This window comes from Streptomyces sp. NPDC002817 (genome assembly GCF_053592055.1).
Genome location: NZ_JBSFUY010000075.1, coordinates 1 through 12,389, shown reverse-complemented (window position 1 = coordinate 12,389; position 12,389 = coordinate 1). Strand labels below are relative to the sequence as shown.

Annotated in this window: 9 protein-coding genes and 3 pseudogenes; 5 read left to right on the top strand and 7 right to left on the bottom strand. The window is 70.6% G+C overall.

Features of this window, described 5'->3' with window-relative positions; all coding sequences use genetic code 11:
* Both ACWD3I_RS48570 and ACWD3I_RS48565 read right to left on the bottom strand, forming a co-directional pair.
* On the bottom strand, positions 1 to 221 hold a 221-nt coding region (locus ACWD3I_RS48570), incomplete at its 3' end, for a transposase (RefSeq protein ID WP_451084446.1).
* Positions 222 to 481: 260 nt separating this feature from the next.
* Positions 482 to 1,525 carry a GlxA family transcriptional regulator gene (locus ACWD3I_RS48565; RefSeq protein ID WP_451084445.1) on the bottom strand — a complete coding sequence of 348 codons (1,044 nt, stop codon included), beginning with the start codon at positions 1,523 to 1,525 and terminating at the stop codon, positions 482 to 484.
* A gap of 134 nt (positions 1,526 to 1,659) precedes the next feature.
* Here ACWD3I_RS48565 and ACWD3I_RS48560 point away from each other — a divergent pair, with 134 nt between their 5' ends.
* Positions 1,660 to 2,586, top strand: a complete 927-nt coding sequence (locus ACWD3I_RS48560) for an NADP-dependent oxidoreductase (RefSeq protein ID WP_365412474.1) — start codon at positions 1,660 to 1,662, stop codon at positions 2,584 to 2,586.
* Between the two features lie 277 nt (positions 2,587 to 2,863).
* On the opposite strand, the pseudogene ACWD3I_RS48555 reads toward ACWD3I_RS48560, so the two are convergent.
* The 3 genes and pseudogenes from ACWD3I_RS48555 to ACWD3I_RS48545 all read right to left on the bottom strand — a co-directional run.
* Positions 2,864 to 3,484 (bottom strand): annotated as a pseudogene (locus ACWD3I_RS48555) (PaaX family transcriptional regulator); the annotation flags it as partial.
* A 122-nt stretch (positions 3,485 to 3,606) separates the two neighbouring features.
* Positions 3,607 to 4,977: an alpha/beta hydrolase family protein gene (locus tag ACWD3I_RS48550; RefSeq protein WP_365412473.1), complete on the bottom strand. Its 1,371-nt coding sequence runs from the start codon at positions 4,975 to 4,977 to the stop codon at positions 3,607 to 3,609.
* On the bottom strand, positions 4,974 to 6,317 hold the full coding sequence (locus ACWD3I_RS48545) for an MFS transporter (RefSeq protein WP_365412471.1): 1,344 nt from the start codon (positions 6,315 to 6,317) through the stop codon (positions 4,974 to 4,976). Before ACWD3I_RS48545 ends, ACWD3I_RS48550 begins: the two co-directional genes overlap by 4 nt.
* 161 nt (positions 6,318 to 6,478) lie before the next feature.
* Here ACWD3I_RS48545 and ACWD3I_RS48540 point away from each other — a divergent pair.
* Positions 6,479 to 6,795, top strand: a pseudogene (locus ACWD3I_RS48540) (RNA polymerase sigma factor); the annotation flags it as partial.
* A 406-nt stretch (positions 6,796 to 7,201) separates the two neighbouring features.
* On the opposite strand, the gene ACWD3I_RS48535 reads toward ACWD3I_RS48540, so the two are convergent.
* Positions 7,202 to 7,990 carry an IclR family transcriptional regulator gene (locus ACWD3I_RS48535; RefSeq protein ID WP_365412469.1) on the bottom strand — a complete coding sequence of 263 codons (789 nt, stop codon included), beginning with the start codon at positions 7,988 to 7,990 and terminating at the stop codon, positions 7,202 to 7,204.
* Between the two features lie 119 nt (positions 7,991 to 8,109).
* On the opposite strand from ACWD3I_RS48535, the gene ACWD3I_RS48530 reads away from it, so the two are divergent.
* From ACWD3I_RS48530 to ACWD3I_RS48520, 3 genes are all read left to right on the top strand, one after another.
* Entirely contained in the window at positions 8,110 to 9,069 is a 960-nt protein-coding gene (locus tag ACWD3I_RS48530; RefSeq protein ID WP_365412467.1) for a 5-dehydro-4-deoxyglucarate dehydratase, read from the top strand.
* Between the two features lie 160 nt (positions 9,070 to 9,229).
* Complete coding sequence (locus ACWD3I_RS48525) at positions 9,230 to 10,567, top strand: gluconate:H+ symporter (protein ID WP_365412465.1); 1,338 nt, start codon at positions 9,230 to 9,232, stop codon at positions 10,565 to 10,567.
* Between the two features lie 71 nt (positions 10,568 to 10,638).
* Entirely contained in the window at positions 10,639 to 11,967 is a 1,329-nt protein-coding gene (locus tag ACWD3I_RS48520) for an enolase C-terminal domain-like protein (RefSeq protein WP_365412475.1), read from the top strand.
* Positions 11,968 to 12,129: 162 nt separating this feature from the next.
* Here ACWD3I_RS48520 and ACWD3I_RS48515 read toward each other — a convergent pair.
* Positions 12,130 to 12,297: pseudogene (locus ACWD3I_RS48515) on the bottom strand (RNA-guided endonuclease TnpB family protein); the annotation flags it as partial.
* Positions 12,298 to 12,389 lie beyond the last annotated feature (92 nt).

Here is a 12,389-nt window from a genome sequence, read left to right as displayed (position 1 = left end):
TGGCGCAGAGCGGCGTTCTCCGCCTCCCATGGCGTCGGCGGCTCGGTCGCCACCTCCGTCCGGCGTCCCCGCGGCCGGCTCGCGCCGGCTGCCCGAACCCAGTTCCGCAAGGTCTCGGGGTTGATTCCCAGATCGGCAGCAACCTGCCGGATCGTCGCCTCGGGCCGCGACTGGTACAGCGTGACCGCGTCTGCTTTGAACTGCGGCGGATAGTTCTTCATGACCACGAGATGTCCGTTCTCAGATCCTCAGGATCCAGTGTCTCGTGTGTCCAGGATCAAGGGTCAAGGCCCCTGGTCCTTGCCCGAGCCGATGCTCACCGTGGCCGTGGAAAACCCTGGCCTGCCCACTGGGTGGGCCGCGCGGTCGGCACGGGTTCGCTGGAAGAAGGGGTCATGGCAGCGATGGGAGCACCGGCAGCGGATGATCACGCGGATCCCGGCCGGCCCGCAGAGCGGGTATGTGCGGCGCTGATGTGTCCTCAGACGCCCGCTTCCACCAGGTCGTGGGTATGGAAGGTGCGGCGGTAGGCGGCGGGTGAGACACCGAAGGCGGTGCGCATGTGGGCGCGCAGGGAGTTGGCGGAGCCGAAGCCGCAGCGGTGGGCGACCAGGTCGATGGACACGTCGGTGGTCTCCAGCAACTGCTTGGCCAGTTCCAGGCGTTGCGCGGTGAGCCACTGCACGGGGGTCATGCCGACCTCGTCGCGGAAGCGGCGGGTGAAGGAGCGCAGGCTCATCCGGGCGTGTTCGGCCAGGCGGTTCAGGGAGAGGGGTTCGCCGAGGTGTTCCAGAGCCCAGGCGCGGGTGGCGGTGGTGGTGGCGACGGTGGGTTCGGGCACCGGGCGGTCGATGTACTGGGCCTGGCCGCCGTCCCGCCAGGGCGGGACGACGCACGCGCGGGCGGCGCGGTTGGCGGCGGCGGCGCCGTGGTCGCGACGGATCATGTGCAGGCACAGGTCGATGCCGGCGGCGACGCCCGCGGAGGTCAGGACGTCGCCGTCGTCGACGAAGAGGACCTCCTCGTCGACCTTGACGCGGGGGTAGGCGCGGCGGAACTCGGGGGCGAGGTTCCAGTGGGTGGTGGCGGGCCGGCCGTCGAGGAGGCCCGCGGCGGCCAGGACGTAGGAGCCGGTGCAGATGGACACCAGGCGGGTGCCGGGCCGGATGCCGGCGATGGCCGCGGTGACCTCGGGCGGCAGCGGGCCGCCGCGGCCCAGCTCGGGCATGGCGTGCGTGGGCGGGACGATCACGGTGTCCGCGGCGGCCAGGGCCTCGGGACCGGCCGCGGGCTGCACGGTGAACCCGGCGTCGCTGAGGACCGGGGCGCCGTCGGCGGTGCAGACGGTGACCTCGTACAGCGGGCGTGAGCCAGCGTCCAGGACGCTGCCGAAGACGCGGGAGGGGATGCCGAGTTCGAAGGGCGGGACGCCGGGCAGGGCGAGGACGGCGATGCGGTGCCGCCCGGCCGCGTCGGCGCTCGGGTCGGGGCGGGGGTCGGTGCACGGCCACGGCATCTCACTCATGGCCAGATCCTGTCACATAGTGGCCAGACGGCCAACACCATGGTGGGGGCGGGTGCCGGATCGTGGACTGCGTCGCGCCGGGAAGGGCCCGGGCGGCCGGTATCCGATCAAGACGGAAAAGTGAGGCGGACAGCATGCGTGCGGTGGTCGTGGAGCAGTGGGGCGGACCGGAAGTGCTCGTGGAGCGTGAGGTCGCCCGGCCCGAGCCGGGACTGAACGAGGTCCTGGTGCGGGTCCACGCGGCCGGTGTGAACCCGGTGGACTTCAAGACCCGGGCCAGCGGGGCCCTGATCGAGTGGGGCGAGGTCCCGGCGGTCGGCTGGGACGTCTCCGGCACCGTGGAGGCCGTCGGACCGGGCGTGGGGATGTTCCGCCCCGGGGACGAGGTGTACGGCATGCCGCTGTTCCCGCGGCAGGCCGGCGCCTACGCCGAGTACGTCGTCGCCCCGGCCCGCCACCTCGCGCCCAAGCCGGCGAACCTCACCCACGTGCAGGCGGCGGCGCTGCCGCTGGCCGGGCTGACCGCCTGGCAGGCCCTGGTGGACACCGCCGGGCTGCGCGCCGGTGAGCGGGTGCTGGTGCACGCGGCGGCCGGCGGTGTCGGCCACCTGGCCGTGCAGATCGCCAAGGCCCGCGGCGCGTACGTCATCGGCACGGCCAGCGCCGGCAAGCACGACCTGCTGCGGCAGCTGGGCGCGGACGAGGTGATCGACTACCGCACGGTCCGCTTCGAGGACGCCGTCGGGGACGTGGACGTGGTGCTGGACGGGCTCGGCGGCCAGAACGCCGAGCGGTCCCTGACGGTGCTGCGCCCGGGCGGCCGGCTGATCACCCTGCCCGGCCCCGACGACGTCCCCGCCGACGTCCCCGGCCACGTGCGGGCGGTGTGGATGCTGGTCGAGCCCGACCACCTGGGTCTGCGCGAGATCGCCGCCCTGGCCGAGCGGGGCGCGCTCACGCCCGTGGTCGAGACCGTCGTCCCGCTGGCCGAGGCCGCGAAGGCGCACGAGATCGGCGAGCAGGGCCGCACCACCGGGAAGATCGTCCTGAGCGTCGCCTGACGCCGGCCGCCCCGGCCGGGTCGGCTGCGGGACAAGCGGAGCGGGACTTCGGCCCCGGGACCGACCGGCCCCGGGGCTCCGGGCGCGGCCGAACGGGACGGGGCCGACCTGCGGGCACGGCCGGCTGCTGTGCCGTGACCCCGCTGACGCCATGCGCGGCGAACAGGTCGCGGGCTGCGGCCATGATGCGCTCACGCTTGGCCTGCTTGGCCCGCTTGGCCCGCTCGCGGCGCCCGATCGGCATGTGGGCCGCGTCCCATGGGACTCTCCCTTGACCATAGTCGCTCACCAGGCGCAGGCGGCTGCCGATCGGGTCGTGGTCGGTGCCGTTTTCCAGGTGGGCGCTCCAGCGCTCGTCGAAGGCGACATAGCGGGCGGCGATGGACTTCAGGTCCCAGGTGTCGCAGATCATCTGCTCGATGTCGGTCACCTCGGCGGCCTGGGCGTGGAAGATCTTGACGTGGGCCGTGAGACCGAGGCCCGCGACCACCACGGAGACGTCCACGTGGCCGGGGGCGATCCACAGGCCGCTGTACAGCGCGCCGAATCCGGACCAGGTGAGCCGTGAGCGCAGGTCGTGGCGCTGGCGTTTCCAGGAGTCGGGCAGGGACAAGCCGAGCAGGGTCCAGGAGCCGTCCCAGTCGTCGTTGACGGCGCCCTGCTTCCAGCTGCGGGTGCGGCCGTCGATCAGGACGCGGCCGGCCTGCGGGGTCAGGCCGAAGAACAACTCGCGGCCCTCGCGCTGACGCTGGAGCAGGCCTCGGTTGACCATGCGGGTGAGGGTGGAGCGTACGGCCTGTTCGCCCACGCCCACGCGGCCCAGGACGTCGATGATGCTGCCCGAGTAGACGCCCAGGTCCCCCTCCTCCAGGACGTGGTTGCCGAAGAAGGTGAGCATGAGCGACTACGGGCGCGGCTGTGGCCCCTCCGCGGTGTCCCTGATGTCGTCGTCCTCCACGGGGGCAAGGGTACGACCGCCCGCCGACAGCACGGCGGGCGGTCGTAGCAGGTCGTGTGAGCTCACCGGCCGTCGGCAGGGTGCGCGAGGTCGTACGGGCGGAGGTAGGGGGTGGGGCGGTACGTGATGTAACGGGTGGGGGTAGTGGGGTCGGCCGCGGTGGCGCGGGCGTTGAGGGACGCCGGGTCGGTGCCCTGCCAGCTACCGGTGGTCAGGCGATCCTCCAGGGTGTGGAGGGCGGCCAGTTGTTCGGCGGGGCTGAAGGTGCAGTGGCCGGCGTTGTCGACGTAGGCCTGGCGGAGGAGGGGCGCGGAGCCGGCGGCCGTGACCGCTCGGCGCAGGGCGCTTTCCGTCTGGACGGGGACCAGCGGGTCGCCGATGGTGTGGATGGAGAGCTGGGGCTTGGCCAGCTTGCCGGTGAAGCTGCTGGTGGCGCTCATCCAGGCGACGGCGTTCCGGTCGGCCTTGATGCGCGGGGCGCGGTTGAGGGCGGCGAGGTCCTTGGTCAGGGAGAGGCCAGCCTTCTTGTAGAGCTCGGTGACCTCCTTGCGGACGGAGGACTTCTCGAGCAGCCGGGTGTAGTCGATGCCGGTGTTCCAGGACATGTTGCCGCCCGCCCGGACCTCGGCCTCCTGTCGCCGGTTGAAGGCTGCGATCTTCAGCAGGCCCTTGACGGCGTCATACTGGTTGGCCTGCTGGGCGTCCCAGTCGTTCGCGGCGGGGCGGGTCTGGGTGGGCGCGTTCCAGACCGGGATGTTGTGCAGGGCCGCGGCGAGGGCGATACGGGCTCGACCCTCGGCCGTCGTCTGGGCGGAGTCGACCTTGGCGGTGAGGGTGTTGGCCGCGTCGGTGGCGGCCTGCTGGGTCGGGAGGTTCACCAGGGGGACGTCGGTGCCCAGGAGCGTCTTGAGGGCGAACACCGGGTCCAGGGTGTTGTTCCAGTTGGCGACGCCGCCGTGGACCAGGCCGCACAGGGAGAGCGAGCCGTCGATCTCCTCCGGGTGGCGCTCGGCTATCGCGGTGGTGACCAGGCCGCCGTACGACCGTCCCCACGCGATGGTGCGGGAGGCCTGGCCGAAGCGGGTGGTGAAGGTCTTCAGAGTGGCCATCTGGTCGGGGACCGCGTCGGTGACCGCCCAGCCGGTGCTGGCGTACGACGAGCCGATGAGGGCGTAACCGCGTTGGAGGAGAAGGGCCTTGGTGGTGGCGTCCGGGGCGTCCTGGGCGGGGTTTGCCGGGCCTGCGTTGTAGCCGTGGCTGAAGAGGAGGACAGTGCCGTTCCAGGTGGTGGGGACGTCCATCATGTACGTCGCGCCGGAGGGGAGTTGGCCGTCCACGTGGGTGGTGCCCGCGTCGGCCGCCGTGGCGGCGGGTGCGGTGGTGAGGGTGAGCAGCAGGGCCGCCGTGCAGGCGATGCGGGTGCGGTGCCTCATGCGGTGATCTCCTGTGTGTGGGGGGTGGTGGGGAGTTCGGGGGCGGGGTCTTCGCCGAGTGAGGTACGGCTGGTCTCGCGGACGAACCACACCGTCAGCGCGGTGATCAGCGAGCCGCCGCACAGCAGGAGGGCGACGGGGGTGCCGCTGCCGCTGCTCGCGACGAGGCTGCCGGCGATCAACGGGGAGAAGCCGGCCCCCATGAGGGTCGCGCCCTGGTAGCCGAGGGAGGCGCCGGTGTAGCGGACCCGGGTGCCGAACATCTCGCTGAACAGGGCGCCCAGCGGGCCGTACATCAGCGACTGGGAGATGCCATGGCCGATGACGACGGCCAGGACAAGGGCTCCCGACGACCTGGAGTCGACCAGCGCGAGAACGGGAAAGGCGGTGGCCGCCGACAGGATCGCGCCGGTGAGGACGACCGGGCGGCGGCCGATCCGGTCGGAGAGCGCGGACCCGCAGGGCAGGACCACCAGGGCGACCGCGGCCGAGACGGTGAGCGCGGTGAGCACCTGCGGGCGGGGATAGCCGATGCCGGTGGCGTACGCGATCAGATAACTGGTCAGCAGGGACTGGGCGGTGAAGGCGCCGATGCCGACACCGCAGGCCAGCAGCACGGGCTTCGGACGGCGCAGGACGTCGAGGATGGGGAGCCTCGACTCGGCGTGATCCTTCTTCACCTCGGCGAACAGCGGACTCTCGACCACCTTGAGGCGGACGAACAGGCCGACGCCGAGCAGTAGCACGCTCAGCAGGAACGGCACGCGCCAGCCCCAGGCCGCGAACTGGTCCTTGGGGAGGGTGGAGACCAGGGCGACCACGGAGGCGGAGATCAGGGAGCCGAGCGGGGCTCCCATCTGGGTGAAGCTCGACCACAGGCCGCGGCGGCGCTCGCCCGCGTGCTCCACGACCATCAGGGTCGCGCCGCCCCACTCCCCGCCGATGGCGATGCCCTGCACCACGCGCAGGGTGATCAGCAGGACCGGGGCCCAGACACCGGCGGTGTCGTACGTGGGCAGCAGGCCGATGAGGAAGCTGGCACCGCCCATCAGGCCCATCGTGAGCAGCAGCATGTTCTTGCGGCCGAGGCGGTCGCCGAAGTGGCCGAAGACGATGCCGCCGATCGGGCGGGCCACGTAGCCGGCGGCGAAGGTGCCGAACGCGGCGATCGTGCCCACTGCAGGGTCGGCGCCAGGGAAGAACAGTTCGCCGAACACGAGTGCGGCAACAGTGCCGTAGACGAGGAAGTCGTAGAACTCGACGGCGGTGCCGAGCATGCCGGAGAAGGCGACTCGGCGGAGTTGGAGGGTGCGTTCTGACACGGCGGGGGCCGGGGGCATCGCGCTCTCCCTTGAGCGGGGAAGGACACCATGAAATTAGGCTGTCTGATGACTGCCGTCAAGAAAGTGCACAACATTAGGCGGGGACATGCGGAGAGAATGCGACGCGCACCACTGGAACTCGCGGATCCCCACGGGCAGTTGCGTGCGTAACCACAGATATGCGAACCCGGATACGCGCCAGGGATCCGGACGCCTTCGCGGAGCTCTACGACGCACGCGCTCGCTCGGTGCGCGGACCATGCCTTTCCGGCTGACCGCCGACTGGTCCGTGGCCGAGGACATCCTGTCGGCGGCCTTCATGGAGGCCTGGCGGCGCCGGGCGCCGATCGAAACCGACGGCGGTTCGCCGCGGCCCTGGCCGCTTGACATCGCCACCAACGTCCCCCGCTCCCACGGGCGCGGCGGCCGGGGCGGGTGCCGCGGAGGCCGCCGACCGAGCGGAGGAGATCGCCGGGCGGTGGACGACCGGCGCCGAACCGTCATCTGCCCTTTGTGGAGCGGGATCTGCCGGCGGGCCGCCACCAGTTCCCCAAGGAGCAGGTGACGGTCCGGATCCGCCAAGACCTGCGTACGACCACTGGCACACCCCGCCGCAACCCGATCCCACGCCGGGCGGTCCTGCTGCCCGCGCCGGCCTGCGCGCTGGCCGGCGCGGTCGTGGGCGGACTCGCCCTGACCGGCCGTGACGGGAACTCCCCGGCCACCGGGCCCGCTCTGACGGCCCGGATCGGCGCCGCCGACGCCCCGGGCGCCGACCGGCCGGCCGACTTCCTGCTCGTGGCCGGACCGGCCCCGTCGGCAGCGAAGGAACTGCGGGTGAGTGTCCGGTCGGTGGAGCGCCGGCGGTTCAACGACGAAGAGCCCGGCGTATGCTCGCGGCCTCAGCGCCAGTCGGGTACGCCGGAGACGGGCGGCAGGCGGGTTTCGATCTTCGCTCGTACCTCCTGCATCACGGAGATGATGCGGGCCTCGTGTCCCCTGGTCAACCTGGCCACCGGCACCGAGCAGCTGATGGCGTCGGTGGCCGGTGTGTCGTACCGCAGGGCGAAGCCGAAGCCGGCGATACCGGGCACCGTCTCCTCGCGGTCGATGGAGTAGCCGCACTCGCGCACCTGGGACAGGTCGGCGAGCAGCGCGGCACGGTCGGTGTGCGTGTTCTTCGTAAGGGCTGTCAACAGCCCGTCCGCGAAGGGCAGTTCGTCGTCGGCGCGCTCGGCGAGCAACGCCTTGCCCAGCGCGCCCGCATGGGCCGGGACGCGACGGCCGACCCGGCTGATGGTGCGCAGGTACTCGTGGGACTCCCGGGTGGCGAGGTAGACGACGTCCGTGCCGTCGAGTCGTGCCATGTGGATCGTCTCGCCGAGCGCGTCCGACGCCTCGTCAAGGTACGGGCGGACCAGGCGGATGCGCCGGTCGCCGTCGAGGTAGCTGGTGCCGGTGAGCAGCGCGCGAATGCCGATGCCGTAGAGGGAGCCGGTGGCATCGGTGCGGACCCAGCCGTATTCGACGAGGGTCTGGAGCAGCTGGTACATGCTGCTGCGCGGCACACCAAGCTCCTCCGCGAGCTGATCCAGGCGCGAGGGCTGCTCACCCCGCTCGGCGAGGAGTTCCAGCAGCACGACGGTCCGGGCCGCTGACTTCACTCCGCGAACGCCTCTCGTCTCTGACATGTGCTCATCGTAAATCCGCGCCTATTCGTGTCTGCGCACCCATTGACCCATCGGGTTCATGGTTCTAGCCTCCATCTGCATACGTAGACAGCATCTGCATACAAGGACAGGCGACAGGCATGACAGCAATGAGCATCGAGGCCGCAGGGGTCGTCCAGCGGCTCCGTGAGGGAATGGCGAGCGGGGTACTGTCCTTCCCGCTCACGAGCTTCCGGGACGACGGCGGCCTCGACCTGGATGCCTACCGGGCATACCTGGCCGACCGGTTGGACAGCGCACCCGGCGCGGTGTTCCCGGCCTGCGGGACCGGGGAGTTCTTCTCACTGGACGAGGACGAGTACCGGGCTGTCGTGCGGACCACGGTCGAGATCACCGACGGGCGGGTGCCGGTGGTCGCGGGCATCGGCTACGGCTGGGCACAGGCGCTGCGCTTCGCCCGCATCGCGGAGGAAGCCGGTGCCGACGCCGCCCTGGTACTGCCCCACTACCTGGTCGGTGCCCCACAGGACGGCCTGGTGGAGCAGCTGCGTCACATCGCCGACGGCACCCGGCTGCCACTCATCGCGTACCAGCGCGGACAGGTCGCCTTCACCGCCGACAGTCTGCGCCGGATCGCCCAAATCCCCACCGTCATCGGTCTGAAGGACGGGCACTGCGACCTCGACCGGCTCCAGCGCCTCACACTGGCCGCGCCCGACGGCTTCCTCTTCTTCAACGGCGCCTCAACCGCCGAGATCCAGGCCCGCGCCTACGCCACCGTCGGTGTGCCCGCCTACTCGTCGGCCGTCCACGCCTTCGCACCCGAGATCGCGAACGCCTTCTTCACCGCTCTGCGGGACGGGGACGACGCAGGCGTGACCAGACTCCTGCGCGAGTTCTACGTCCCGCTGGTCGAACTGCGCGACCGGGTGCCGGGTTACGCCGTCTCCCTGGTCAAGGCCGCCGCCCGGCTGCGTGGCCTCCCGGTCGGCCCGGTGCGCGCCCCGCTCACCGACCCCGGCCCGGTCGACCTTGCCGATCTGGAGAAGGTGCTGGACCACGGCCTCAACCTGGTCGGCGCCGTACGACGACCCGCTTGACGAACCCGGTCGCCTCTCGCGCCCGGCCGCCCCGGCGCTGCCACGCGCCAGCGCCCTCTGCCTTCCGGGACTTGCGGCCGTTCTCGCCGTACGCCGATCGGGCCACCCAGAGCCGACGGAGCGTCCGACTGCCCAGCCAACAGTTCAAAGGGGAACTGTCATGCCCATACTCGTAGTCGGGATCAGTGTTCTGATTCTGCTGCTCCTCATGACCAAGCTGAAAGTCAACGGCTTCGCGGCCCTCCTGCTCGTGGCGGTCGGCGTCGCCCTGGTCCGCGGAATCCCGGTGGCGACCATCCCGGACGTCCTCTCCGAAGGCATCGGGGGCCAGATCGGTGACACCATGCTCACCATCGGACTCGGTGCCATGGTCGGCCGCATCATGGGGGACTCGGGCGCCGCTCAGCGTATAGCCGGCAAGCTCCTGGACGCTTTCGGCCCCCGTGGGGTCCAGGTGGCCATGGTGGTCACGTCGATGCTGATCGGCGTGACCATGTTCTACGAGGTCGCGTTCATCATCGTGGTGCCCATAGCCTTCACCCTGGTCAGGGTCACCGGAACGAAGCTGCTGTGGGTCGGCCTGCCGATGTCCATCGCCCTGTCCACCATGCACAGCTTCCTGCCGCCGCACCCCGGCCCCACCGCGGTCGCCGCGACCTTCCACGCCTCCGTCGGGCTCACGTTGTTCTACGGCCTGTTCATAGCCGTTCCCGCCGGCGCGCTCATCGCCCTGGCCTGGCCTCGTCTTCCCTTCATCAAGGCGATGAACCCTTCCATCCCCAAGGGACTGGTCAGCGAGCGCGAGTTCACCGACGAGGAGATGCCCGGGCTGGGTTGGTCGCTGTTCGTGGCGCTCTTCCCCGTGGTGCTGATCGTGGCCGCCGCCGTGACCGACATGGCCACCTCCACCGAGAGTCCGCTCCTGCACACCGTCGCCTTCATCGGCTCGGCCCCGATCGCGTTGCTGCTGACCCTTTGCCTGGCGGCGTGGGCGTTCGGACCGCGGATCGGCCGCAGCCTGGAAGACATCGGCGCCTCGTGCACCTCAGCGGCCAAGGCGATGGCAATGATCCTTCTGGTGATCGGCGCCGGCGGGGCCTTCAAGAACGTCCTCGTCGAAGGCGGGATCTCCGACTACATCAAGAACGTCACGGACGGCTGGTCCATCTCGCCGATCGTCCTTGCCTGGCTCGTCGCCGTCATCCTCCGCATCGCGCTCGGCTCGGCGACGGTCGCCGTCGTCACGGCCTCCGGCGTGGTGCTGCCGCTCCTGGCGGGCAGCGGGGTCCACCCGGAGATCATGGTGCTCGCCGTCGCCTGCGGTTCCATCGCGTGCTCCCACGTCAACGACCCTGGATTCTGGCTCTTCAAGGAGTACTTCAACCTCTCCGTCGTCGAGGCGATCAAGGTCCGCACCACCTACACGACGGTGCTCGCCATGCTCGGCCTGGGCGGCGTCCTGGCGGCCGAGTGGGCCCTCGACATCCTCACCCTCTGAACCGGAACCCCCTGAACCGGAAACCTCTGATCACCCGCACCGTCTCACCCGCAGAAGGACACCCGATGAGTATCGGACAGCCGACCATCACGGAGTTCTCCGTCTACCCGGTCGCAGGCCGGGACAGCATGGAGCTGAACCTCTCCGGCGCCCACGGCCCCTACTTCACCCGCAACATCGTCGTCCTCACCGACTCCGAGGGACGCACCGGACTGGGCGAAGTACCCGGTGGCGAGAAGATCACGCAGACGCTGCGCGACGCCGAACCGCTGGTCGTCGGGGCGAAGGTGGGCGACTACAAGCGCGTCCTGCGCGAAATCGGCGACCGGTTCGCCGACCGCGACACCGGCGGACGGGGCGCCCAGACCTTCGACCTGCGCACCACCGTCCACACGGTCACCGCCATCGAGTCCGCCCTGCTCGACCTGCTCGGGCAGCACCTCGACGTGCCCGTCGCGGCGCTCCTGGGCGACGGGCAACAGCGCGATTCCGTACGGGTGCTGGGCTACCTCTTCTACGTGGGTGACCCAGACCGGACCGACCTGGAGTACGTCCGGGAACCCGACTCCCCCGTTGAGTGGTACCGGGTCCGGCACGAGGAGGCCCTGACGCCCGAGGCGATCGTCCGTCAGGCCGAGGCGGCCTACGGCCACTACGGATTCCGGGACTTCAAGCTCAAGGGGGGCGTCCTCAACGGCGCCGAGGAGGTCGCGGCCGTACGAGCCCTCAAGGACCGCTTCCCCGAGGCCCGCATCACCCTCGACCCGAACGGCGCGTGGTCACTGAGCGAGGCGATCGAACTGTGCCGGCCGCTGGTCGGCACGCTCGCCTACGCCGAGGACCCCTGCGGAGCCGAGGACGGCTACTCCGGACGGGAGATCCTCGCCGAGTTCCGCCGCGCCACCGGCCTTCCCACCGCGACCAACATGATCGCCACCGACTGGCGTCAGATGACCCACGCCCTGGCCCTCCAGTCGGTCTCCATCCCGCTGGCCGACCCACACTTCTGGACCATGCAGGGCTCTGTCCGGGTGGCGCAGCTGTGCAACGCGATGGGACTGACCTGGGGCTGCCACTCCAACAACCACTTCGACATCTCCCTGGCCATGGTGACCCACTGCGGCGCCGCGGCCCCCGGCGAGTACAACGCCCTGGACACCCACTGGATATGGCAGGAAGGGCTGGAACGCCTCACCACCGCCCCACCGCTCATCACCGGTGGCGAGATCGCGGTCCCGGACGCGCCGGGGCTGGGCGTCCACCTCGACATGGACCGCCTCCTCGCAGCCCACGATCTCTACCAGGAAAAGAGGTTGGGGGCCCGCGACGATGCCGTCACGATGCAATACCTCATTCCTGACTGGAAGTTCGACAGTAGGCGCCCCTGCCTGGTTCGGTAGGCGACTGTCCGTGGACCCGCCTTCGTTCGGTCCTCCTGAGAGCACCCCCGCCCCACCAGCAGCAGTACGACGACGCACCAGGACCAGAAAGGCTCGTCACTCCGTGCAGGACGAACAGGATCCCGCACAAGGCTTGACGGTCGAGCACTCGAGGTCTGCTGCTGGGAGCGGGCGGGACCAACCACGCGACATCCGGCGGAACCCGCTGGTGGTGTACTCCGCCGACTTCCGCGACTTCAAGCGCGGGTGCTTCGCCCGCTCGGCGAAGAAGTGGGCGAACGAGCTCTGCAAGTGCCGCAGCGTCTGCTGCAACGGCACCGACGACACGTCATCGGGTCTGTCCTTCGTGGATACCCCGGCCTTCAGGCCGGGGAGGAAATGAAGCTCCTGCGGAGCAGGGCAGGGGAAGCCGGTTCGCCGCC

What these genes read in the sequence shown, in the direction of transcription:
- ACWD3I_RS48525 (WP_365412465.1), top strand. Translation starts at nt 9,230, where the DNA reads ATGCCCATACTCGTAGTCGGGATCAGTGTTCTGATTCTGCTGCTCCTC.
- ACWD3I_RS48550 (WP_365412473.1), bottom strand. Translation starts at nt 4,977, where the DNA reads ATGAGGCACCGCACCCGCATCGCCTGCACGGCGGCCCTGCTGCTCACC.
- ACWD3I_RS48545 (WP_365412471.1), bottom strand. Translation starts at nt 6,317, where the DNA reads ATGCCCCCGGCCCCCGCCGTGTCAGAACGCACCCTCCAACTCCGCCGA.
- ACWD3I_RS48565 (WP_451084445.1), bottom strand. Translation starts at nt 1,525, where the DNA reads ATGAGTGAGATGCCGTGGCCGTGCACCGACCCCCGCCCCGACCCGAGC.
- ACWD3I_RS48535 (WP_365412469.1), bottom strand. Translation starts at nt 7,990, where the DNA reads ATGTCAGAGACGAGAGGCGTTCGCGGAGTGAAGTCAGCGGCCCGGACC.
- ACWD3I_RS48530 (WP_365412467.1), top strand. Translation starts at nt 8,110, where the DNA reads ATGACAGCAATGAGCATCGAGGCCGCAGGGGTCGTCCAGCGGCTCCGT.
- ACWD3I_RS48560 (WP_365412474.1), top strand. Translation starts at nt 1,660, where the DNA reads ATGCGTGCGGTGGTCGTGGAGCAGTGGGGCGGACCGGAAGTGCTCGTG.